Genomic DNA, 22,881 nt, shown 5'->3' with positions numbered 1-22,881 from the left:
GGTCCCGCCTCGCTCGGCTTACCCCTCCTGCCCCGCCGCGCTGCCTTTCTGGGCGGCCGGGCTGACGTTGGGCGGTTGTGGCGACTCTACTTCCGGCAACGCAATGCCGTTGGGCGCGGGGGTGGCCACCGCGCTAGCGCCGCCCTGTACTGAAGGCGTGGCCGGCGCCACCACCGGCACAGGCGGTGCCGGCTCAACGGGCGCTGGAGGTTCAGTGGCGGCCTGGGCGAAGGCGCTGAGCGCGGTCAGGGTCAACAGCAATGCTTGGATCATCACTGGCAGGCTAGCGCCTCGTCTATCGGTCGAGCCCACAAGCTAGCCCTGCCAAGGCCTTACCGCAAGCCCCTTGCCGCCTTCGTGTCGCCCCCGGATAATCCGGCGTTTTGCGCAGGGGCCGAGCGTGGCGAACAAACGATACAGTTGCATCGGGCTGCAGAACCCCAAGTCCCCGGAAAACGTGGGTTCGGTGATGCGGGCCGCGGGCTGTTATGGCGTCAACTCGGTGTTCTATACCGGCCGGCGCTATGAGCGCGCCCGGGATTTCATCACCGACACCAAGCGGGTGCACTACGACATCCCGCTCATTGGGGTCGAGGATCTGCGCATGATCCTCCCGCTCGATTGCGTGCCGGTGGCCGTGGAGCTGGTACCCGATGCCCGTCCCTTGCCCGCCTACACCCATCCGGATCGAGCCCTTTATATCTTCGGCCCTGAAGATGGCAGCCTGGACGAGGACCTGCGCCAGTGGTGCGAGGAAACCATCTACATTCCCACCGAGGGCTGCATGAACCTGGCGGCCACGGTGAACGTGGTGCTCTACGATCGCATGGCCAAGGGCAATAACACTCGCTCCGGGCCGCGCTTCAAATAGGCGGAACAGCCGTCGCGTTTAAGGGTCAGCTTATCAAGCCCTTTCATTGCATGGAGACGCCCAATGAACAAAGACATCTTCTCGGAAGCCATTGAAGCCTTGCCCGAGCGCGGCGCGGATACCAACGTACATGGCTGGGAGCGCGCCGGCTCCATCGCTGGCGGCGCATTGCTGGTTGGCAAGGGTGTACGTCGCGGTGGCCTGCTGGGCTTGTTCCAGATCGCCCTGGGTGGCGTGGCCCTGGCACGCGGCTTCACCGGCCGCAGCAAGACCAAGGCGCTGCTGGCCCGCGGCCGTGGCGAACTGGAAAGCCTGCGAGGCAACATCGAGCGCGCGGGTGACCAGCTCAAGTCGCTCAAGGACAACGCCGTGGCCGCCACCGAATCGGCCACCGTCACCGGGAATGATTCACTGGACAACCCGAAAGTCTGAGCTGGCGGCTGGAAGGATGTGAGGCTTGATTCACCGGCAAGGCAGACCAGCATCGGCGGGAGCCCGCAGCTGGCGAATTCGTACCCCTCGAGGGCCATTCGGCAGCTTCGCTGCCTCCCACCGGCCGGAGCGAGCTTCAGCCGGCCCTGAAGATCAGATGTTCTTCCCAGTCATCCGGGGCGACGCTGTCTTCACTCAGCATGCGTCCGGCCTGTGATACGCGCTGTGTATGCACCTGCTCCGGGTCACCGCATACCAGGTGGTGCCACAGGGGCAGGTCCTGGCGCTCACTGACCAGGCGATAGGCGCAGGTAGGCGGTAGCCATTTGAACTGGTCGGCCTGGGCAGGCGTGAGCTGAATACAGTCCGGCACCTGGGCCCGGCGGTTGGGGTAGTCACTGCAGCGGCAGGTGGCGCGGTCCAGCAGGCGGCAGGCGATCCGGGTGTAGTAGACGCTGTTGTCGTCTTCGTCCTCGAGCTTCTGCAGGCAGCACAGCCCGCACCCGTCGCAAAGCGACTCCCACTCCCCCTGGTCCAACTGGTCGAGGGTCTTGCGGATCCAGAAAGGTTCTACTTTTGCGGCCATGGGAGTTCCTGAAACATGATATTGCCAATGCATCGGCATAAAGCGGCGCAAGTCTAGTGCGCCGAGGGGCTTGGGCCAAGCCCTGACGACTGTCGGTCATGCCCCTTGCCAGCGGCGGTGGGCTTGAGTAGCTTCCTGTCTTCTTACCCAGGAAGCGCAGCCATGACGGATAACCCACGCATCGCCGATTACGCCATTGCCGAACACTTCATCAATCGTTGGTCGCCACGGGCGTTTTCGCCGGAGCCCATTGCGGAAGAGACGCTGCTCAGCTTCTTCGAGGCCGCGCGCTGGGCGCCTTCGGCCTACAACTCCCAACCCTGGCGCTTCCTGTATGCGCGTCGCGATACGGCGGACTGGGAGCGCTTCCTGGATCTGCTTAACCCGTTCAACCGCAGTTGGGCCCAACAGGCATCGGCCTTGGTGATCATCCTTTCCAAGACCACCTTTACCGCCCCGGGCGCCAGCGAAGAAAGCCCCGCGCTCTGGCATACCTTCGACACCGGCTCGGCCTGGGCCCACTTCGCCCTGCAGGCCAGCATGAGCGGCTGGCACACCCACGGCATGGCTGGGTTCGACAAGGACAAGACTCGCCAGGAGCTCAAGGTGCCGGACAGCTATGAGCTGCACGCCGCGGTCGCCGTCGGCAAGCTGGGCGACAAGGCCAGCTTGCCGGAATCGCTGCAAGGCCGTGAAACCCCGAGCCCTCGTCGCCCCGTGAAAGAGCTGGCCAAGGGCGGCGACTTCGACTTCACGTAAAGCGTCTGCCGTCGCCCTTCAATAGCCGCGGTGAAAGTCCACCTGCCCCCGCAAGGGCTGTCCTGCCTCGAACGCCGACAGGTTCGCCAGGAACAGGTCAGCCATCAGGGCCGGTGAGGTGGGCGCAGCGGTGTGGCCAGTGAGCAACAGCCCCCAGGCTGTCCAGAACGGATGCTGGCGCGGCAGGGGTTCCTGGCGGCAGACGTCGATGACCGCGCCGGCCAGGTGCCCTTCTCGCAAGGCTTGCACCAGATCGGCATCCACCACCGCCGTGCCCCGGCCGGCATTGATGAACAGGGCCTCGGGATTGAAGGTGGCGAACAGCTTGGCGTCGAAGAGGTCGCGGGTGGCCAGGGTATCCGGCAACAGATTGATCACGTAGTCCATGGTTGGCAACAGGCCGGGCAACGCGTCCAGGCCGGCTACCTGCTTGAACAGCGGCTCGGGCCGAGCACTGCTGGCAATGCCATACAGCTCGATGCCGAACGGAGCCAGGTAGCGCGCCAGGTCGCGCCCGATCTCCCCTACTCCCACGATCAGCGCCTTGCGACCCGCCACGCTTACCACCGGGCGGTCATCCCACTGCCGTTCCACTTGGCTGACCACACGGCTCATGACCTTGCGTTCATGGCCGAGCAGGTAGGTAAGCACGTACTCAGCCATCACCTGGCCGAAGATACCGACGGCACGTGTCAGTAGGTAATCCCGCGGCAGACCCAGGGCCAGCAAGGGAGTGATCCCGGCCCAGGTGGACTGTGCCCAATGCGGGCGATGCCCTTGTCGCAACAGGGTCGCCAGCAGGTCAGGCTGGCCCAGCCAGACCTGGCATTGCGCGGCCAGGCGAGCGAGTTCGGCCGAATCGTCACTGGTGACAACCTGCAAGGCCGGGGCCTTGCTTTGAAGCAGGGCGGCATAGGCGGCGAACGCCCGCTCCGCGATAAGCACGCGCATGGTCGAACCTTGAAAGCAACAGCGAGGCGAAACCCCGGTGCGAAGTGAAAAAAGTTGGCCCCTAGCGTCTGTGAGAAAAGTCTTGAGACGAAGGTCAGATAAGGCGAAAACAGCCGAGGAAGCGGAGTTTACGGGGTTGTAAATGAGCATTCCGAGGCTGTTTTCAACGCAGCATCACCGAGTATCAAGCCTTTTGACACAGATCCTAGAAGGCGTCGTTCCGGCGCAGCAGTTCTTCGGGCAGATGCTCGATGGTTTCCGTTTCCGGGGGCGGCATCTGCAGGTGGTAGCCCTGATTGTCCAGGTTGTGCAGCACCTTGTGGATGTCTTCGCGGGCAAGCTGGCGCTCGGGGGTCAGTACCAGGTCGAAGGCATGCCTGGGCGCGCCGAATACCGTCAGCAGGGCTTCAGGCACGCGTGCCAGCGCATCGCTCTTGAGCACGTAAAGGTACATCTCGTTTTTCTTCGGGCTGCGGTAGATGGAACAGATGCGTTTCATGGTTGCTCGTCTCCGGCTGTGGCCAGGCTGTCGAGCAAGGCCTGCCCCAGCCGCTCGCGGCGCCAGCCGCGCAAGGATTCGGGAAGTGTATAAGGCCCCTCGGGATAACCGCTGCGCAGCAGGGCCTCCAGGATTTTCTTGCGCAACACCAGCTCTGGGGCAATGCCCAGCCGCTCTGCCTCGGCCTGGCCCACGGCGCGCAAACGCTTGAGCAGCGCGCCCGCTTCGATGGGCAAGGGGTCCGGCAAGGGGGTGGGCACTTGGTCGGCAGGCGTTTGCGCGGCGGAGCGAATCAGCGCCAGCAGGGTTTCACCGTCCTGGCGCAAGGTACGCGGCTGCATTTCCTCTATCTTGCCCAGGGCCGAAAGATTGCTGGGCTGGTAGCGCGCCAGGGGCCAGAGGGACTGTTCCTTGATGACCCGATTACGCGGCACGTCGCGCAGGCGGGCCTGTTCCTCGCGCCAAGCGTAGAGCTCGCGCAGCACGGCGAGCTGGAGGGGGGTGAGTTTCCAGCCCAGGCGCGCCTCGCGGTATAGTTCCCGTGGATCGCTGGCACGCCCGGCCTGGGTCACCAGTTCCTCGCCATCTTCCAGTACCCAGCCGAAGCGCTCATCGCTCAGTCGGGGCCGCAGCGCCTGGAACAACTCGGCCAGGTGCAGCGCGTCTTCAGCGGCATAAGCGACCTGCAGTTCGGACAGAGGCCGCTGCAGCCAGTCCGAGCGGGTTTCACCCTTGGGCAGCTCCAGGCCGAGCACCTCCTGCACCAGGCGCGAATAGCCCATGGAGAAGCCAAGGCCGAGGTAGGCCGCGGCTAGCTGAGTGTCGAACAGGGGTAGCGGCAGTTGCCCGACCAGGCGGCTGAGCACTTCCAGGTCTTCACTGCAGGCATGCAGCACCTTGACCACCGAGGGCGCGGCCAACAGTTCCGCCAAGGGCGCCCAGGCCCCGATGGTCAGAGGGTCGATCAAGAAGGCGGTGTGCCCGTCGCTGACCTGGAGCAGGCCGACCTTCGGATAGAAGGTATCCACCCGCACGAACTCAGTATCCAGGGCAATGAACGGCAGGGCTTGCCATTCTGCGCAATGGGCGGCCAGGGCCTGGTCGTCACGAATCCACTCAATCGCTATGGCCACAGGCCTCTCCTCGAACAATGGGCGCAGTATATATCGCCCGGCACAGGGATCGTTAACCCTGGCTCGACGTCAGGCCTCGGCAGCCGGCGAAGAGGTCAAGGGAAGCGCTATAGACGCTCGTTTCGATCTGCAGCAGGCCCAGCATCGAATGGAACAGATTGTCCTGGCTGTAGGCATTGCCCTGGCGCCTGGCCAGGCAGGCCTGGTCCAGCTGGAAGCTGCGTTGGTACCCGTCGGAGAACCACGCCAGCAGCGGCACATGCTTCTGCTGGTCAGGCGCGAGCATGTAGGGGGTGCCGTGCAGAAACAGGTTGTACTCGCCAAGGGATTCGCCGTGGTCCGAGAGATAGAGCATGGCACTGTCCACCTCGCCTTGGCGGCTACGCAGCGTGTCGATCAGGCTGGCCAGTATGTGGTCGGTGTAACGGATGCTGTTGTCGTAGGCATTGATGATGCTCTCCCGCGAGCAGGCGGCCAGGTCGTTGCTCTGGCACACCGGGCTGAAATGCTCGTAGCCGGCCGGGTAACGCTTGAAGTAGTCCGGCCCATGGCTGCCCATCTGGTGAACCACCAGAACGGTGTCTTCCTTGAGGCTGTCGAGCAAGGCCGGCAGCCCGCTGAGCAACACCTCGTCATGGCATTCGTGGTCGCAATAGCGGGCATCCTGGCGCCCACTGAGGTTTTCGTAGCCCACCCGCGCGCAGGTGCCCTTGCAGCCGGACTGATTGTCCAGCCAGAGCACTTTCAGGCCGGCATGGGCGAGTACATCCAACAAGCCTTCCCGCGCTTGGGCCTGGGCCGCGCTATAGTTGCGTCGGCCAAGGTTGGAAAACATGCAGGGCACCGACACCGCCGTTTCAGTGCCACAGGAGCGAACATCGGAAAAAGCCAGCAGGCCGCTTTCCCGCGTCAGTTCCGGATTGGTTTCACGCTTGTAGCCCAGCAGGGAGAAATTATCGGCGCGCGCGCTTTCACCGACCACCAGTACCGTCAACGAAGGCCGGTGATGCGCGGCCCAAATTGACGCCTTGTGAGCGTCAATGCCGAGTGTGGTGAAGGGATGCCGGGCCGAAGCGAGCTGCTCGCCCAAGTAACCGATGGTGGCGCCAACCACATTGCTTGGCACTACCAACAACCGCAACTCATGATGGTTGCGAAAGAGCGAGGCCAACCCTTGGTAGTTGCTCAAGGCGATAACGGCCATCAGCACTGCGCTGACAACCGCCACCAATAAACGGGACACTACGCCGGAAACTCCGACGCGATAATTCACCGGCAACTTATAAATCACGAGCGCGGGAAAGATTCCGCACAGCAGCATATAGGAGCCAAACTTCCAGGACAGCAAGTCAACCACCTCGGCGAGGTCGGTTTCCGCGACATTGCGAAACATGCCGGCGTCTATCATCACCCCGTAGCGGTTCATGAACCAGGCCGCCGCGGCGCTGAGCGGAAACAGGAACATCAGCGAGGGTTTCAGGGTCCAGCGCCCGCTCAGCAAGGCCAGCACTAGGTTGAACGCAGCCGCCACCAAGAGGCCGAAGGCAGCGATCAAGGGCGTGCGGATACCCAGGGCAATGCTGCCCAAGTGTTGCCACAGTGGAAGGTTGAACGCGGCCAACAGGCAGGCACTGGCCGTCAGCGTCAGCACTTCAGGTCGCACAGGTTTGATCTTCAACATATCTTTCACTTCGCCAGACAGTGCTCGCCAACCGAGCTGGGCGAACTCTAGAGCCGCAACTATCAAGCTTTCGTGAAAAATATGCCTGTGCGAAGTTTGGTGCCTTAATCGATGAAACCTTGATTACTTATCAATGAAAGTTTCATGTTTCGGGCCTGTCAGCCAGCGACATCGGCGCGTCCGCGCCACTTGACGTAGGCATCCCGGTCCATGTCCACGATGTCTACCCCCAGTTGCACATCCACGCCAGGTGGCAAGGCGATGCCTTCGCGCAGAGCGGCGAGCAGGTCTGCCGAGAGCTTCTGTTTGATCTCGCTGGAACGTCCCGCCAGGATCGCCAGGCGTACATAGACGAAACCGCGCTCGCCCAGGCCTATGCCTACGCGGAAATGATCGAGCTGGATGGCTCGCGCCTTGATGTCTACTTCATTGGCGAATTGCCCACTGGCCATCAGTGCATGATTGAGTTTGAGCAGCAACTTTTCAGGGTCGAGGCCGGCGAGGTTGCGGGTGTATTCCAGATGCAAATGGGGCATGGGTGTCCTTGGATTCAGGTTTGGTAATCCAGCATAGCCTAACGGCGGGAACGAAAGACCGCCCTGGGAGGGTCCAACAGTCATCAGCCACGACTATGCTCCGTTCAATCCACAAGCACGAGGTGAAGCGATGCCTGTTACTCACAACCTTTATGCCGACCTGGGCAAATCCAAGGAAGAGGTGGCCAAGCTGCTGCAGACCGACAGCCGCCTGCAAAGCCTGATCAACCAGTATGAAGATATCGACCGTCAGGTGGTGGACGCGGAGAACGCTTCGGCCGATGACGACACGGTCAGCCGCCTGAAGGAAAAACGCCTCAGCCTCAAGGACAAGATCGTCCAGCAGATCGACTACCCTGGCACTCAGGGTGCGGCGAAGAACTTCTGATAACGGTCATGCCTGCCAGCCGCGCCTCGTCCGGGACAGATAGCGAGGCGCGGTGCACTGCTCGCGCGACTACCTGGCCCAATGCGGCCTCGACCTCAGGGCAAACTTTCTACGATCCTCCTCTGAACGCAGCCTGACGGAACGGCTGCCGATCGGCTTTCTCCAAAGCTTGAAAGGCTCTGGCCCGGCACTTGCGCCGAGCCCCTTCAATGACAAGGAGCAAACCGATGACGTTGAGCGTGGTTTCGTGGACCCTGAGCCTAACCGATCCCGCTGCCCTGATGCGCCGGGTGCGCGCCCTGGGGCTGGAAGGTGTGCAATATGCAGGGGATCATCGGAACACTTCAGCCCAGGCCTTGCGCGAGCAAGCGATGGAAGCGGGAATACGCGTCATCGCCATCGACCCCTTCAACGCCGCGCCCAAGGATCCTGATGGCGCGAGCACCGAGGGTGCCATTGCCTACTACCGCCAGGTCGTCGACTTCGCCGCCCAGGTAGGCCATGTGCCAGTCACGCTGCAAGGTCTTTCTCAATGGACCCGCAACTGTCCCGACCGCGCAAGCGCCTGGCGCCGCCTGTTCGATGCCTGCCAGGCCGTGGATGACTATGCCTGCAAGCGAGGTGTGCCTACCCTGTATGAGGTGTGCAACCACTACGAGGTGCCGCTGATCCATACCTCGGCCCAGGCGCTGGAACTGATCGAGCGGATCGGCAGTGGCAACCTACGCCTTATCCTGGACAGCTTCCATATGAATATCGATGAACCGGACCCGATCGCCGCCCTCTCCCGCCTGGCGCCAAACCTGGGCGGTTACCATATTTCGGACAGTGGGCGAGCTGGTATCGGCACTGGGCATATTGACTTCAAGGCTCAGCACGAGGCCTTGCGCGCCAACGGGTTCAAGGGGGATGTGGCGATCGAGCTGGTGCTGCCGCACCTCACTCCCAGCCGCGCGCCGGGTACCGAAGCGGACCGGGCTACGCTGGACGAACAGATTCGAACCAGCGCGCAACGCTGGCGTGGGTACGCTGCCGGCTAGAAGGCGTTCACCTCGAAAGGCGACATCTGCGCCCGGAAGCTCTGCCCATGGAAGGTCTTGGTCACAGTCCCCTGCTGGGCCTGTTGCCACAGCTCCAAGGCCGCCTGCCTGGCCAGCTCGGGACGCTCGAGCGCCGGCTGCAGGCTACGCATGGCGGCATAGGTGGCGCAAAGCATGACTGTCAGGTGCGCAGGGTCCTTGGTATCGGCCTGCAGACGCAGATTGGCGACCTGCCCCGCTTTGGACACGTCGATGGCGGTGTCGATATCGGCCCCGTCGCGCTCCAGCTTCTGCCGGATCATCGCGCCGTTTTTCTGGGTCCTGACCTTTTCGAAGTTTACTGAGCGGCAATCGGCTTCCTCCTGAATGAACCGCTTCATGCCGGTTTGCAGCTGCACAGGCGTAAGCGGCAAACCCTGCTCCGCCGCCGCAGGCGTCGCCTTGGCGGCAGGCTTGGCGGCAAAGGCGGAACATGCAGGCAGTGCCAGCAGGCAGAGCGCTAGCCAGGGGGCTTTCATGCGCGAGAATCTCCCAAGGAATCGATCGGCGCAGACTACCAAATGCAGTGGCATGGGGCACCTGGAGTGTGGGCAGGGACGGCCGAGCTCAATTTTCCGGAAAATTTCGTGAAAAAAATGTCAGCCGCAGCTGTGTAACATCTAGTTAAATACTGAATGTTATTGCAAAATTCTCGCATTCTCATTCGCCCTTAGGAATCGCGATCTTGAAAGCCCGCCTCCCTGCTACCTTGCTGCTGGCCGGAGCCTGCAGTGCGTTGCCCCTTGCCCACGCCGACGAGGTCGTGAACCTGCCGACTACCCAGGTTTCCGGAAGCGTTACCAGCGATGAGGACGACGGCATCACCAAGGAGTACCAGGGCAAACCGGCCACCAGCACTACCAAGCTGGGCCTGAAGAAAAAAGAATTGCCCCAGGCCATCACCACCATCACCCGCAAGCAGATGGACGATTTCAAGATCAACGGCATCAAGGACGCCCTGCGCTCGGCGCCTTCGGTGACCGTAGAGCAAAGCGAAACCGACCGCACCGAGTTCACCTCGCGAGGCTTCGACATCAGCTCTTTCGAGTACGACGGCATGACCATGCCGTTCTCGCAGTTCACCCTGATCGGTGACATCGACATGGCCGAGTACGAGCAGATCGACGTACTCCACGGTGCCAACGGTTTGATGAGCGGTACCGGCAACCCCTCGGCGTCGGTCAACTTCATCCGCAAACGCCCCACCGAGACCTTCCAGGCGCGGATAGACAGCAGCGTCGGCTCCTGGGACAGCCGGCGCATCGATGTGGATGTCTCTGGCCCGCTGACTGAAAGCGGCAACGTGCGGGGCCGCTTCATCTACGCCCATGACAAGGGCAATTCCTGGATGGACCGCTACAGCCACGAAAAGAACGTGGCCGCCGGCCTGCTGGCCTTCGACCTGAGCGACCGCGACACCCTGACCGTCGGTTTCTCCCAGCACAACAGCGATTCCAACGGCAGCACCTGGGGCAACCTGCCCCTGGTAGACGACAGCGGCAACCTGCTGCACTACAGCAGCCGCAGCGCCAACGTCGGCCAGGATTGGACCTACTGGAACATGCATACCCAGCGTGCCTTCGCTGAACTGCAGCACGCCTTCGACAACGGCTGGAGCGCCACCCTGACCGTCACGGGTATTCATGAATACCAGGACACCAACATGTTCTACGTGGCCGGCCTCAATGGTGACGAGGCCCTGGTCTTTGCCGCCGATACCTCGGCCAAGGCCAATCAGGCCATCGGCGAGGCCAAGCTTTCCGGCCCGTTCGCTCTGTTCGGCCGTGAGCATGAGCTGACCTTGGGCGCTACCTATGGGCGTACTCACCAGACGGCTCGCGAGTGGGATGAGGCAGCAGATGGTTACTACTATACTTCCTTCGCCGGCATTCTGGCCGGTACCACGCCGACTCCGACCTTCGGTTATACCAAGGACGGTAATACCCAAGACTTCGAAGACACCCAGAAGAGTGTCTACGCCGGCGCCCGCTTCAGCCTGGCCGATGACCTGCACTGGATCGCTGGCGCGCGCATGCTCAGCGCCGATGGCTCGGGCACCAGCTACGGCTCGGATCACTCCATGCACGAGCATGGCAAGGTCACGCCCTATACCGGCCTGGTGTATGACCTGACCAAGCAATGGGCGCTTTACGCCAGCTGGACAAAGATCTTCAACCCACAGTACGCCGTTTATGGAGACGATGATCGCCTGCTCGATCCCTTGGAGGGGAAAAGCCTGGAAGTGGGCATGAAAGGCAGCCTGATGGACAACAAGCTGGACCTGACCGCCGCGGTGTTCAAGACGGAACAAAGCAACGTTGCGTCCAATGGGCACTATGTAGGCAGCCAGTACCGGTATGACAGCGCCGACTACAAGAGCCGTGGCATCGAGCTGGAAGCCTCCGGCGAAGCCTACCCGGGCCTGGACGTGCTGGCCGGCTACACCTACGTGCATATCGAGGATGCCGAGGGCGGCCAAGGCCGCAAGTATGTGCCCGTGCACAGCTTCCACGGCCTGATGAGCTATCGCCTGCCCATGCTGCCCAAGGCTCGGGTAGGGACGCGCCTGAGCTGGCAGAGCAAGATCGAGAACGACAGCAACAGCGCGATCCACCAGAACGCCTATGCCCTGGTCGACCTGTTCACCAGCTATGAGATCGACCAGCACTGGAGCACCGCGCTGAACTTCAACAACGTGACCGACCGCAAGTACCTGCGCTCGCTCTATAGCCAGACCCAGAGCAGCTACGGCGCGCCACGCAACCTGACGGCCTCGGTGACCTGGAAGTACTGATACCGCCTAACGCGCTTGCAGCACCTAGCCCCCTGCTCAGCCCCACCCTGGCTGGACAGGGGGCTTTTTCATGGGTTGCCGTCCACGCACCCCCTCACCGAGCCCCGCGGGCTAAAGCCGCCTGGCTGGCGGGGACAGCTCCACGCTACGGCAGTAGTCCATGAACAAGCGTGTGGTCTTGGTAGGCTCATTGTTGCGCAGGTAGGCCATGACCAGGGTAGAAGCGGGCATCTGGTCGATGATATCCAGTTGCGCCAGCTGTTCACCGTCATAGGTCATGCCGGTGCAGGGTCGGGTCACCAGTACGGAAAAGCCCAGCCCTTGGCCCACCATGCAACGCACCATCTCAATGGACGGTGAACTGAAGGCTACCTTGGGGTGGTAACCCTTGGCCTTGAAGATGTCGATGAAGTAGTTGCGGCTGGGCACCACATCCAGCAGCACCATGGGTTCATGGCTGAGCGCTTCCAGGGTCACCGCTGGCTGACGCGCCAGCGGATGGGCTGCGGGCAACAGGGCATAGGGCTGATGAGGGGCGTTGAGGCGTTCCTTGTGAATGGAGTCTCCCAACTCCAGGTCATACAAGAAGGCCAGGTCAAAGCGGCCACGGTGCAACCCGTGCATAAGCTCGTGCTGTTCACCATCATAGAGTTCGATGGTGATCTCCGGGTACAGCCTTTTGAAGCCCGCCACCAACTTCGGCATATATAAGGGCGCGGCCGACTCGAAACAGCCAATGGCAACAGTGCCCGATACTATCTCGTTTTCCGCCCGGGCATTCTGCTCGAGAGCATTGGATAACCTGAGAAGTTCACGCGCCTGTTCATAGACGCGCCGCCCACTGGAAGTAAGAGAGACACCCTGGGCATGATGGCGTATGAACAGCTGTTGCTTGAACGCATCTTCCAGATTTTTGATCGCCACAGAAATGGAGGGTTGGGAAATATGCAGCTTTCGTGAAGCTTCAACGATGCTGTCTTCCTCCACCACTGCGATGAAGTATCGCAGCTGCTTCAAGGTAAAGTGCGTCACTACAGTCAGCAGCCTCTGGCTTCATATCCCTCCTGAACAGGATAGCGATTTTCATGCCAGAGCACCGGAGCCTGCGCGTAGGCCCCTGGCGATGGGAATCCGGCACGCCCGAACCCGGCACCCATAAGACCTTGCCGGCATTCTCCGTGGCGCTTTCCACCCCGTCATTGCGCTTTTCAGCCGGTAACCAACACGTTGCACCTGCCCATTATCGCGCACCAAAAACTTGCACCCCTGGGCACGATAAATGGATCATGCGCCCAAGTAGGGCATTATCTAACAAACCAGCCGAAGATCACTGATTAAAACTTTTGCATTTCAGTCCGCTGCATAGCAGCCTCCTATCCAGTTCTCGAAAATTTACTAATTGACGCTACCCGTCACGCTCAGGGATTCTTGAGTTACCGCTGGCACTGGAGAACGAACTCCGACTGTCCACAGCCAGCACCTACCTCAATTGATCATGTCGAGCACAGTAGCGATGATATTTGACTGGAACTACATGGTTGGTTTGCTAAGTTATTCTGAGTTCTGGCTGGCATCCTGGACTGTCATAAAACTCAGCGCCCTGACCTGGCTGATCAGTATAGTGATCGGCTTTGGCCTGGCGCTGGCCAAGCAATCCCCTCACCCGCTGCTGAACTTGCCGGCGCGAGGGTACATATGGCTGTTCCGCAGCGTGCCGCTGCTGGTGCTGCTTATATTCATCTACAACCTGCCTCAGGCACTGCCTTTCACATCCCGAGTGCTGTCCGATCCGTTCTGGGCAGGGCTGATCGCCATGGTGATCTGCGAAGCCGCCTATGTGGCGGAGATTCACCGGGGCGGCCTGCTGTCGATTCCCAAGGGCCAGGCCGAAGCCGCACGGGCCCTGGGCTTGCGCTTTCTAGGCATTCAGGGCCGAGTGGTGATTCCGCAAGCGCTGAGGGTCGCGCTGCCTTCGTTGGCCAACGAATTCATTTCCATCGTCAAGCTGAGCTCCCTGGTGTCGGTGATTTCCCTTACCGAGATCCTGATGGTGGGCCAGCGGCTTTACGCGCAGAATTTCCTGGTAATGGAAACCATGGCCGCAGTGGCCGTGTATTACGTAGCCATAGTCACGGTATTCGACTTCCTGCTCAAGCAGCTCGAGCGCTTCCTGGATGTCACCCAACGCAAGGCACCGTTGCGAGCGGCTGCCGTACCGCCGGTATCGCCTGCCTCGCCAGTGGCGCTGGTTCGCCCTGCGGTAGCCGGGGCCGGGCCAGCGTTGCAAGCCGTGCGGCTGCACAAGGCCTATAACAATGTGGAAGTGCTGGGCGCGGTCAGCCTGCAGATCCAGCCCGGCGAGGTGGTATCGGTGATCGGCCCGTCGGGGTCAGGAAAAACCACCCTCATCCGCCTGCTCAACGGCCTGGAGCAGATCGACAACGGTGAAATCAGGATCAATGGCCAGCCGTTCATTCACCTTTCCCGGCAAGGCGCGCAGAAACCCCGTTTCGTAGAGGATGCCAAGCATCGTCTGAACATAGGCATGGTGTTCCAGAGCTTCAATCTGTTTCCGCACCTCACTGTGCTTGGCAACCTGCTTCTGGCACCGCGTTATCACCGCCTGGCCCCCTTGGGCGAACTCAAGGCGCAAGCCCATGCCCTGCTCGACAAGGTCGGGATGCTCGAACACGCCTGGAAATACCCGCACCAGTTGTCCGGTGGGCAGCAACAGCGGGTCGCTATCGCCAGGGCATTGATGATGCGCCCGCAGATCATGCTGTTCGACGAGCCTACCTCGGCCCTTGACCCGGAGAAGGTCAACGAGGTGTTGCAGGTCATCGAAGCCCTGGCTCAGGACGGCATCACCATGGTGATAGTGACCCACGAGATGAACTTCGCCTTCAAGGTCTCGGACCGCATCGTGTTCATGGAAAAAGGCCGGGTGGTGTGCGATGACGCCCCCCAGGTATTGCGCAACGGCCAACATCCCAGGGTCGAGGCCTTCCTCAAGGATGTGTCATTGGCCTGAACGGCCCACTCGCTTTGGAGAAGAAACAGCATGATCGAGCAATGGCAGATTGAACAGTTTCATCGAGACGGCTTCCTGGTGGTGGAAGGCGTGCTCGGCGTGGACGAATTGACCGCCCTGCGGCAGGACTTCGACCAGTGGGTCGAGGAAAGCCGCGGCCACCTGCAAGGCTGGGGCGAAACCCTCGACGGACGTGCCCGCTTCGACCTTGAGCGCGACCACCGCCCAGACCACCCTTCCCTACGCCGGGTAAGCTCGCCAACGGAAATCTCGTCGGCCTGCGAGCAGGCGGCAATGAAGTCGCGCATGGCGGAGATCGCCGCCCAGTTGATCGGTGGCAACGGCACGCGCTTCCACCACAGCAAGATCAACTCCAAGCTGCCCCATACCGCTACCCAGGTGAAATGGCACCAGGATTTCCCCTTTACCCCGCATAGCAACGACGACCTGGTCACCGCCCTGCTCATGGTGACCGAGGTGACGCCGGAGAATGGTCCGCTGACGGTAATCCCTGGCAGTCATAAGGGGCCGTTGTGGTCGCACTGGCACGATGGCCGTTTCACCGGCGCCGTGGAGGCCTCCGTGGTGGAGGAACACTGCCAGCAGCCGATGGCCTGCTACGGCCCGGCCGGCTCGGTGTGCTTCATGCACACACGGCTGTTGCACGCCTCCAGCCCGAATGAAACCGAGCTGCCGCGTACCTTGTTCATCACCGTCTATGCCGCCGAGGACGCCCTGCCCTTCGGAGAAAACCCGTTGCCTAGCCGGCATTACGGTCGCCTGGTGGCGGGCCGGGAAAGCGGCCTGGTGCGCACTACCCCCAACCAACTGCGGCTGCCAGAAAAACCCCGAGGCGCTTCTTTCTTCGTCCAGCAAGCCGGCATGGACCTCCCAGCCGCCTAATCCCTTCCAAGGAGCACTTCCATGACGTTCTCAAGCAAGACAATTCGCCAATGGGCCACGGCTGCCACTGCCGCTACGGTGGCCCTCGCTTCGCTGGGTGCCTCGGCGTTCCAGCAACCGGGCAAGATCATCGCCGGTTCGGACCTGACGTTCTTCCCCTACGAGTACATGGATAACAACAAGCCGGCCGGCTTCGACGTGGAATTCCTCGACGGCCTGGCCAAGGTCATGGGCCGCACCGCCGAGAACATCGATACGCGCTTCCCCAACCTGGTGCCTGGCCTGCAAGGAGGGCGCTTCGATATTACCAACTCGTCCATGTACATCACGGCAGACCGCCTCAAGGTGATCGACATGATCCCCTACCTCAAGAGCGGCGAAGCCATCATGGCCCTCAAGGGCAGCGATTACCAACCCAAGACGCCGGAAGAATTCTGTGGCCACAAGATCGGCTCCATGGGGGCCACGTCCTGGCTTCAGCAGTTACACAAGCTTTCGGATGAGTATTGCCTGAAGAATGGCCTGCCGCCCATCAGCCTGAGCGAATACGCCACCGACCCACAGACCACCCAGGCGCTGCTGTCCCGCGCCGTGGAAGCCCAGATCACGGATGCCGCCGTCGCCCGTGGCGTAGTGGAGAAACTGGGCAACCGGGTCGTGATTTCCTCCGAAACCCTGATCTATCCGGTGCTCAACGGCTTTGGCGTGAAGAAAGGCAACGACGAGGTCCGCAACGCCCTGGTCAATGCCCTGAAAACCTACAGCGCGACGCCGGAATATACCGCCCTGCTGAAGAAATACAACTTCCAGGCACCCACCGAAGCCGACATCGCCGCTCTGATGCCCAAGCCCTGAAATGACCGACAAGGCCTGCGCGCAGACCACAGGCCTGGAGAACCGTGATGGGACTGTCCCTGGAAGAACGCACCCGCATCAACCTTGCCGCGACCTTTCGCATCATCGCTCACCTGGGCATGCACGAGGCCGTAGCCAATCATTTCAGCGCCGCCGTTTCCGCCGATGGCAAGCGCTTCCTGCTCAACCCCAAGTGGAAACACTTTTCACGCATCCGTGCCAGTGACCTCTTGCTGCTGGACGCCGATGACCCGGCCTGCGCCGAGCGCTCGGACGTGGATGCCACAGCCTGGTGCATCCATGGCCAGCTGCATCAGCGCTTGCCCGAAGTGCGGGTGGTCCTGCACCTGCATCCGGTCTACACCACGGCGGTCGCCTGCCTGGCCGAACCTCGGGTGCCTCCCATCGACCAGAACACCGCGCGCTATTTCAACCGCGTCGCCGTGGACAACCTGTATGGAGGCATGGCGGACAACGAAGCCGAAGGCGCCCGGCTCGCCAGCCTGCTGGATGGCAAGCGCCGCCTGCTGATGGGCAATCACGGCGTGATGGTCACCGCGCCAACCATTGGCGAGGCCTTCGATGACATCTGGACGCTGGAACGCGCCTGCCAGATCCTGGTTACCGCCTGGTCTACAGGGCAGCCACTGCGGGTGCTGAGCGATGATGTGGCGGAGAAAACCGCCAAGGCCTGGGAGCGGATCACCGACTTTTCACAGCAGCATTTCGAAGAAATGAAGCAGTTGATGATCGAGCGGGATCCGTCGGTACTGGATTGAGCTACGCCGATACAGCCGGCGAGGGCATTGCGTGCCCTCTGCCAGGCCGGCTACAGGCTGACGGGGAAGACCAACCGTACATGAGCCCCGTTGTCGTTATAACGCTGGACCACGGCATTGAGCCGCCTCGCCAGGGCATCGATGATTCCAGTACCCTGTTATCGGTGACTACCGGGCACGAGCGTGCCCTCGGCAAAGCCAACGCCGGCATCCGAGACGGTCAGCGCAACATCACCGCCGGCTTCGCGACGCAGGACCAGCTTGATAGGCAGCGCCGAGGGGCCACCATGCTTGAGCGAGTTGGTGATGAGCTCGTTGAGTACCAACCCCAGGTTCGAAGCCTGCGGGAAGGAAACCCAGATGCTTTGCATGTCTGTCACCAGGCTCGACCCACCGCCATCTCCGGCATCCAGTACCGCCTGGGCCAGGCTGGGCAGGTAGTGCGCGAGGTCCACTTCCCCGGTTGTGGTTTGATGCAGGAAATCCTGAACCAGCCCGACGCCTTGAATGCGGTTGATCGCTGTCTCGAGCAGATCTCTCGCTTCCTGGCCGTGAGCCTTGGCGCCCGCCAGTTGCAGGAAAGCCATGACCAGTTGGAGGTTGTTCTTGACCCGGTGATTCAACTCCGCGAGCAACACCTGCTGGTGTTCCTGAAGCTCGCGCTGCTCGGTGATGTCGATGCAGCTGCCGAAGTAACCGGCGAAACTCCCATTGCGGAAATAGGGAGCGCCATTATCGAGGAACCAGCGGTACACGCCGTCCCTGCGACGTAGCCGGTAAGGCATGGTGAAAGACTCACGGGCATCGAAGGCGGCCACATAGGTAGCGACACAGCGGTCGTAGTCTTCCGGATGGACATCTTCCGCCCAACCGTAACCGAGCAACGCCTCCATGGACCGGCCGGCGTACTCGATCCAGGGCTTGTTGAACCAATCGCACTGCTTATCGATACCCGAGCGCCAGATCATGACCGGGGCATTATCGGCCAGCTCGCGAAACTCCTGCTCCCCCATATCGGGAGCGGACAATTGCCGCAGGTTCGAGTCGCTCATGAAGCAGTACCTATCGGGCAACGAGCATAGAGCGTCAACGCAGGTGGAAGCGCCTGCGCGTCCAGGCTGGCTTGCGCATCCTGGCGAACCGCTTGAACCGCCTTGAGCAAATCCGCTGGCGGGAAGGGTTTCTTCATCAGGCCTAGCGCCAGGTGCGCATGCTGCTGCACCACGGCGACCTGACCACTGACAAACAAAGCGGGTATGCCGAAACGCATACGCAGGTCGCGCACGACCTCGATGCCTTCGTCCTTTCCGTTGAGGTTGACGTCTGCCAGGGCCAGTTGCGCATCTGAGTGAGCCGATGCGAGGTCGTATGCTTCCTGGGCCGTGTAAGCGATTCCCAGCACCTCATGTCCACCCTGCTCCAAGGTGGATGCAAAGGTGAGGGCCAGGATAGGGTCGTCTTCGATCAGGAGAATGCGCATAGTATTCAGCGTAGAAAGGGCATTTGGGATTGCAGACATAGCTGACTGCCACACTTGGCCTTTATGTTGACAGAAGGCCGAGTGGGTGACAAATGAAGCCGGCCTGCCAGGAGGCTGCTCCGATAGATTGCGCTACAGGCTGTCATCTTCAACGGCCGGATCGAAGTCGGACCGAGGGCCGTTACCCCTGGCTTCAGCCTGAGATTGGCGCCAATAGTGACCGTTCGTAGCCAGACAGAGCGGGCGTCGCAGAAAAGACCATGGTCTATCCTTTTAGCGCGTTCAGGCGCAACGTGGATTCTGTGGCGCACTTCAGGCAGGGCATATGATCCATTCGGCGCTGGTCACGATAATGCTCGCTCTATTCCTGGCTGCTTCCAGCACCTGCGCTGTAGCACAAGGTTATCGCGTGGTCACTGAGGAGTGGGCACCTTACAACTATCTCGAGCATGAACGTCTCACCGGTATGGCGACGGATATCGTTCGGGCCATCATGACACGCACGGGAGATGAGTTTGAAATAACACTGCTTCCCAGCATGCGCAGCACCTTGACCCTCAGCAAGGGGCCGAGGACCATCATGTATTCTCTGTTCCGAACAGCGGAGCGAGAGTCCCTGTACAAGTGGGTGGGGCCGATTGCGGAAGTGTCCATTTTCCCCTACCAGCTAGCCGGTTCGGCACCGCAGGTCAATTCCATGAGCGAACTGCTGCGCGCTCCGCGGATAACGACCCGCCACGCCGGCCTGATACAGAAGCGGATGATGGCGCAAGGCTTTGAAAACCTGGACCCCAGTGCAGGAGAAAATGTCCAGCTCTACCTGATGCTGCTCACGGGCCGCACCGGCATCATCGTTGGCGACAGCACTGCAGGCGTTGATCATTACAGCCGCAGCCTGCGCATTCCTCCCGGCACGCTGCGCCAGATACCCGTGGAGCTTTACCGCTCCTCGCTCTACATCGCCTTCAGCAAGGATTCGGACGACGCCGTCGTGGCCAGATGGGCCGCCGCGCTGGAGCAACTGCGTGAATCCGGGGAGCTGAAACGCATCCAGGCTCAGTATGAACCGGCGAGTGAGCAATGAATGCTTTCCCCGAGCCGGAGGAATGGTTCATGGGGAGCCTTATTCCCTCGAACAAAGCATATTACTTTGCCATTCGGTAATGGATTCAAAATGCCGTGCCTGGTTGCCTTACGCTTCGCTATTGCCTCGCGGGCTTCGGCTTGATAGCGCGCATGCACCTTAACGACAGCGCTCGAAATTCCCTGGTGGGTCAAGCACTCTTGCGCGGTTGCGGTCGTCGCTAAAAAGGCACCTTCATGCTCACTGTCGCGGTCTGATCCGTGTAATCACTTCGGCTCTGCGTGTCCCAGTCCAACGACAGTTCACTTCCATTTCTGAACGTACTTGTCACCCCTACTCCGCCGCGCATCAACCACGGGCTGGCACGCTCGGGGGTGACTGTGAACGGCTGGTCAGACGCGCCTTCGAAAGCGGCCCGGCGGCTGCCGTCGGCGTTGAGCAGGTCGTAGCCGATGCCCAGATTGGCCCGCAGCTGGGTACCCGGGGCAAGCTGGTGCTCCAGGCGAGTATCGAAGCCTGCGATCAACTGTTCGGTATCGCGGGCGGCGACATCGAGTAGCAAGGGTTGCAGGCCGCTTGCGCCGCGCTCGCGGTAGCTGCCTTCATGCACGTGATTGAAATCCAGCCGCACGGAAGGCATCCAGTGAGTGGTGTCGCTCAGGCGATAGGTTTGCGCCAGGCTGCTACCCAGGGTGGCGACCAGGCTATCGTAGCGGGCATGGGCGGTGCCCGCTCCCGCGCCGGTGCGCAGGGTGCGCTCGGCCTCCATGCGGCGGTTGCCAGCGCCTCCATACAGCATCCATTCGGTATTGGTGTCGAGACGGTGGCTGCTGTAACCGAGGAATTGCCAGAGGTCGAACCGGTCACGTTGCTGGCTGCCGGACACGCTACTGGCGTTACCGTTGGCATAGGCGAAACCCAGGCCCACACGGTGAGTTGAGGAGAGCGCAGTGTCCACACCAATCACGTTGCCCCCGGTGGCACCGGATTCCTCGGCGCGGCTCCCGCTATAACTGAACGACTGCTGCCACAATCCCGCGCTACTGCCGCCGGGGCCCGCCAGGCTCATGCGGCCTTGCACGGCCTGGCCGATGGCTGACAGCGCGGCTTGGCTGGTGCGCAGCGCGCTGTTGTCCAAGGGCACGCTTTGCGCGAGGGTGGCGGCCACTTCAGCCTGGCTACTGGCACCGACGAAATATGGGGTAAGCGTACTGGCCGTACCCAGCGCGAGTTGCCGGTCCACTACGGCCGCCGCCCCTGCAGCATGCTGGAGCCCGGTCGCGCTGGCGGCATCGGAGACGCCGCTGGAGCTTTTGGCAGCCAGGGTCAGATCAACGGTATTGCCGTCCTTGACCGCACCGAAGTTGAACAGGGCGGAGTTGCTGGTGACCTTGAAAGTACCGTCGGAAACGAGCGTGCCGGCGCTCACTACATTTTGCAGCTGAGCTGGCGCCAGGGGCTGCGTGGCCTGGCTCAGGTCGATGTCGATCCGGGCCTGCGTGGGAAGCGTAGCCGTACCGCTCACTGTCAACTGGCCATAATGCGTGGTATCAACGACCTCGGCGCGCAGCACCCCTTCGGCCGCCTGGTTGTAATCACCAATGATCGCTGGCACCGCTGCGTCAGCATTCGTAGGCGCGGCCAGTATCAGGGTCCCCTGGTTGGTCAGTGAGCGCACTTCGAATACGTCGTTGGGCAGCAGCCGGTAGGTGGCCTTCGGATTGACAAAAAACGGGACCGTGGGAGCCTGCACCCTCCCGTCGAACCGCGCCCTGTCGCCCACGATCTGTACCGAGCCCACTTGAGCGCCTTCGCTGATCAGGAGGGAGGCTCCAAATCCGTATTCGTCGTACACACTGATGGTACCGCTGTTGATCAGCGTACCGATCTGAGCCCCCTCGCCAATCCTCAAGGCTTCGGAAGAGCTGGAAATGGTCCCGGTATTGACCAGGATGGGTGTGTGCGCACCGATCGACAGTGCACTTGAAAAGTCCCAGCCGCCGACGATTACGCCACTGTTGTAGATGCCGCCACGGATTTCCCCGGAGATACCGAACGAGTAGGCTCCCCCTGAAAGGACGCCGGTATTGACCAGGCGCCCCCCAATGTCGGCACGGATGTACGCGCTCGAGCCGGCTTCAAATGTGCCGGTATTGATGACGTCACCCGCAATATGGCTGTCCCGGATGCCCGCGAAGTCGCCGCCGTCGATGTCACCTGTGTTGATGAAGTTGCCACCGATGCGGACATTGATCAAAGCGAAGGTGCTGCCTATTTCGGCGTTGTTGACGAAGTCGCCTGCAAAACTTGAGCTGTAGATTCTTACGGCTGCACCCGCGCTGATGCTGCCGCTGTTGCGAAAAGAGCCATCCACCGTGGTTTGTTCAATAGACAACCCGTAGTAATAGCCATCAATGGAACCGCTATGCTTGATATCGCCCTTGATTCGGCTGCGAGAAATGGAGAGGGCCGGATAGGTAGCTTCATCGACCACCTCCAGGGTCCCTGTGTTGTTGATATCGCCGTTGACAGTACTATTTTCGATCAGTACTGCCGGAAGGTTTACTTCCGGACCGCCCGCCAGCGAAAGCCTGCCGGCATTGGCAAAGCTGCCCACGGTACTGTTGACAATATGCACAACGGCCTCGGAGCCTTCGATAACGCCGGTCTTGCCGTTGGATACTTTCCCGCTGAGGCTGGCATCGGTCAGCACCAGCCCTCCCCGGCCAGCAATCAAACCATTGTTGAGTATCTGTCTAGCGTTGGCGCCTGGGCCAAGCGTCACGGCTGAGTTACCTGGTACGCTCAACTCAGCCCCCTGGCCAACCTGCAGCTGTTCACCGTCATCGAGTATACAGGCGGTGTCGTTCCTACCTCCCAACACTGTAGTTCGGCGGTCACAGCCTTCGGCCATTGCGTCGTCCGAAGGCAATCCACAGATTGCCACCATCACCGCCAGGCTCAAACGACACAGCGGAGGGTAAGGGTGATGGCCTGACAGGCGCCCTAGCTGCGTGCGTTGGCCAAGGTAGCGATTCAT

23 protein-coding genes are annotated in these 22,881 nt (G+C 61.3%); 11 read left to right on the top strand and 12 right to left on the bottom strand.

Annotated elements, in window-relative coordinates; genetic code table 11:
* Nucleotides 1-18: 18 nt before the first annotated feature.
* On the bottom strand, nucleotides 19-273 hold the full coding sequence (locus BN1188_RS14045) for a hypothetical protein (RefSeq protein ID WP_040262073.1): 255 nt from the start codon (nucleotides 271-273) through the stop codon (nucleotides 19-21).
* Between the two features lie 127 nt (nucleotides 274-400).
* Here BN1188_RS14045 and BN1188_RS14040 point away from each other — a divergent pair, with 127 nt between their 5' ends.
* Together BN1188_RS14040 and BN1188_RS14035 are read left to right on the top strand one after the other, a co-directional pair.
* Nucleotides 401-871 (top strand): RNA methyltransferase, encoded by a 471-nt coding sequence (locus BN1188_RS14040; RefSeq protein WP_040262072.1) that lies wholly within the window; start codon nucleotides 401-403, stop codon nucleotides 869-871.
* 63 nt (nucleotides 872-934) lie between these two features.
* Entirely contained in the window at nucleotides 935-1,303 is a 369-nt protein-coding gene (locus BN1188_RS14035) for a DUF2892 domain-containing protein (protein WP_040262071.1), read from the top strand.
* Nucleotides 1,304-1,439: 136 nt separating this feature from the next.
* Here BN1188_RS14035 and BN1188_RS14030 read toward each other — a convergent pair whose 3' ends face one another.
* A complete protein-coding gene (locus BN1188_RS14030) occupies nucleotides 1,440-1,889 on the bottom strand; it encodes a YcgN family cysteine cluster protein (RefSeq protein ID WP_040262070.1) in 450 nt (149 codons plus the stop codon).
* 162 nt (nucleotides 1,890-2,051) lie between these two features.
* On the opposite strand from BN1188_RS14030, the gene BN1188_RS14025 reads away from it, so the two are divergent.
* Entirely contained in the window at nucleotides 2,052-2,648 is a 597-nt protein-coding gene (locus BN1188_RS14025; protein ID WP_040262069.1) for a nitroreductase family protein, read from the top strand.
* A gap of 18 nt (nucleotides 2,649-2,666) precedes the next feature.
* On the opposite strand, the gene BN1188_RS14020 is transcribed toward BN1188_RS14025, so the two are convergent.
* From BN1188_RS14020 to BN1188_RS14000, 5 genes are all read right to left on the bottom strand, one after another.
* Nucleotides 2,667-3,599 carry a D-2-hydroxyacid dehydrogenase gene (locus BN1188_RS14020; protein ID WP_040262068.1) on the bottom strand — a complete coding sequence of 311 codons (933 nt, stop codon included), beginning with the start codon at nucleotides 3,597-3,599 and terminating at the stop codon, nucleotides 2,667-2,669.
* Between the two features lie 205 nt (nucleotides 3,600-3,804).
* Nucleotides 3,805-4,098, bottom strand: coding sequence for a YcgL domain-containing protein (locus BN1188_RS14015; protein WP_040262067.1), 294 nt, complete (start codon nucleotides 4,096-4,098; stop codon nucleotides 3,805-3,807).
* On the bottom strand, nucleotides 4,095-5,231 hold the full coding sequence (rnd, locus tag BN1188_RS14010; RefSeq protein ID WP_040262066.1) for a ribonuclease D: 1,137 nt from the start codon (nucleotides 5,229-5,231) through the stop codon (nucleotides 4,095-4,097). Before rnd ends, BN1188_RS14015 begins: the two co-directional genes overlap by 4 nt.
* Before the next feature lie 52 nt (nucleotides 5,232-5,283).
* The gene (locus BN1188_RS14005; RefSeq protein WP_040262065.1) at nucleotides 5,284-6,912 is read right to left on the bottom strand and encodes a phosphoethanolamine transferase; all 1,629 of its coding nucleotides are present in this window, start codon (nucleotides 6,910-6,912) and stop codon (nucleotides 5,284-5,286) included.
* 158 nt (nucleotides 6,913-7,070) lie between these two features.
* Nucleotides 7,071-7,448, bottom strand: a complete 378-nt coding sequence (locus tag BN1188_RS14000) for a 5-carboxymethyl-2-hydroxymuconate Delta-isomerase (protein WP_040262064.1) — start codon at nucleotides 7,446-7,448, stop codon at nucleotides 7,071-7,073.
* Between the two features lie 130 nt (nucleotides 7,449-7,578).
* Here BN1188_RS14000 and BN1188_RS13995 point away from each other — a divergent pair, with 130 nt between their 5' ends.
* Nucleotides 7,579-7,836, top strand: coding sequence for an HP1242/YdcH family protein (locus BN1188_RS13995; RefSeq protein WP_040262063.1), 258 nt, complete (start codon nucleotides 7,579-7,581; stop codon nucleotides 7,834-7,836).
* A 227-nt stretch (nucleotides 7,837-8,063) separates the two neighbouring features.
* Nucleotides 8,064-8,876, top strand: a complete 813-nt coding sequence (locus BN1188_RS13990; RefSeq protein ID WP_052469280.1) for a sugar phosphate isomerase/epimerase family protein — start codon at nucleotides 8,064-8,066, stop codon at nucleotides 8,874-8,876.
* Here the strand turns inward: BN1188_RS13990 and BN1188_RS13985 are convergent.
* Complete coding sequence (locus BN1188_RS13985; protein ID WP_040262062.1) at nucleotides 8,873-9,394, bottom strand: hypothetical protein; 522 nt, start codon at nucleotides 9,392-9,394, stop codon at nucleotides 8,873-8,875. The two genes, BN1188_RS13990 and BN1188_RS13985, sit on opposite strands and share 4 nt — an antisense overlap.
* Before the next feature lie 206 nt (nucleotides 9,395-9,600).
* Between BN1188_RS13985 and BN1188_RS13980 the strand changes: the two genes are divergently transcribed.
* Nucleotides 9,601-11,709, top strand: a complete 2,109-nt coding sequence (locus BN1188_RS13980; RefSeq protein ID WP_232430928.1) for a TonB-dependent siderophore receptor — start codon at nucleotides 9,601-9,603, stop codon at nucleotides 11,707-11,709.
* Nucleotides 11,710-11,820: 111 nt separating this feature from the next.
* On the opposite strand, the gene BN1188_RS13975 is transcribed toward BN1188_RS13980, so the two are convergent.
* Complete coding sequence (locus BN1188_RS13975; RefSeq protein ID WP_040262061.1) at nucleotides 11,821-12,741, bottom strand: LysR family transcriptional regulator; 921 nt, start codon at nucleotides 12,739-12,741, stop codon at nucleotides 11,821-11,823.
* Nucleotides 12,742-13,222: 481 nt separating this feature from the next.
* On the opposite strand from BN1188_RS13975, the gene BN1188_RS13970 reads away from it, so the two are divergent.
* Genes BN1188_RS13970 through BN1188_RS13955 form a run of 4 tightly spaced genes read left to right on the top strand, consistent with a single transcriptional unit; the run spans nucleotide 13,223 to nucleotide 17,277 of the window.
* Entirely contained in the window at nucleotides 13,223-14,740 is a 1,518-nt protein-coding gene (locus tag BN1188_RS13970) for an amino acid ABC transporter permease/ATP-binding protein (RefSeq protein WP_040262060.1), read from the top strand.
* 30 nt (nucleotides 14,741-14,770) lie between these two features.
* Nucleotides 14,771-15,643: a phytanoyl-CoA dioxygenase family protein gene (locus BN1188_RS13965; protein WP_040262059.1), complete on the top strand. Its 873-nt coding sequence runs from the start codon at nucleotides 14,771-14,773 to the stop codon at nucleotides 15,641-15,643.
* A 21-nt stretch (nucleotides 15,644-15,664) separates the two neighbouring features.
* Entirely contained in the window at nucleotides 15,665-16,498 is an 834-nt protein-coding gene (locus BN1188_RS13960; protein ID WP_040262058.1) for an ABC transporter substrate-binding protein, read from the top strand.
* Nucleotides 16,499-16,545: 47 nt separating this feature from the next.
* Nucleotides 16,546-17,277: a class II aldolase and adducin N-terminal domain-containing protein gene (locus tag BN1188_RS13955; RefSeq protein WP_040262057.1), complete on the top strand. Its 732-nt coding sequence runs from the start codon at nucleotides 16,546-16,548 to the stop codon at nucleotides 17,275-17,277.
* A gap of 158 nt (nucleotides 17,278-17,435) precedes the next feature.
* Here BN1188_RS13955 and BN1188_RS13950 read toward each other — a convergent pair whose 3' ends face one another.
* Both BN1188_RS13950 and BN1188_RS13945 read right to left on the bottom strand, forming a co-directional pair.
* Nucleotides 17,436-18,329 (bottom strand): sensor histidine kinase, encoded by an 894-nt coding sequence (locus BN1188_RS13950; protein ID WP_052469279.1) that lies wholly within the window; start codon nucleotides 18,327-18,329, stop codon nucleotides 17,436-17,438.
* Complete coding sequence (locus BN1188_RS13945; protein WP_040262056.1) at nucleotides 18,326-18,757, bottom strand: response regulator; 432 nt, start codon at nucleotides 18,755-18,757, stop codon at nucleotides 18,326-18,328. The genes BN1188_RS13950 and BN1188_RS13945 overlap by 4 nt, the downstream gene beginning before the upstream one ends.
* Nucleotides 18,758-19,082: 325 nt before the next feature.
* Here BN1188_RS13945 and BN1188_RS13940 point away from each other — a divergent pair, with 325 nt between their 5' ends.
* Nucleotides 19,083-19,841, top strand: coding sequence for a substrate-binding periplasmic protein (locus BN1188_RS13940; RefSeq protein ID WP_040262055.1), 759 nt, complete (start codon nucleotides 19,083-19,085; stop codon nucleotides 19,839-19,841).
* 220 nt (nucleotides 19,842-20,061) lie between these two features.
* On the opposite strand, the gene BN1188_RS13935 is transcribed toward BN1188_RS13940, so the two are convergent.
* On the bottom strand, nucleotides 20,062-22,881 hold the full coding sequence (locus BN1188_RS13935; protein ID WP_040262054.1) for an autotransporter family protein: 2,820 nt from the start codon (nucleotides 22,879-22,881) through the stop codon (nucleotides 20,062-20,064).

It is taken from the genome of Pseudomonas massiliensis (assembly GCF_000826105.1).
Taxonomy (GTDB): domain Bacteria; phylum Pseudomonadota; class Gammaproteobacteria; order Pseudomonadales; family Pseudomonadaceae; genus Aquipseudomonas; species Aquipseudomonas massiliensis.
This window is presented reverse-complemented; position numbering and strand designations above follow the sequence as displayed.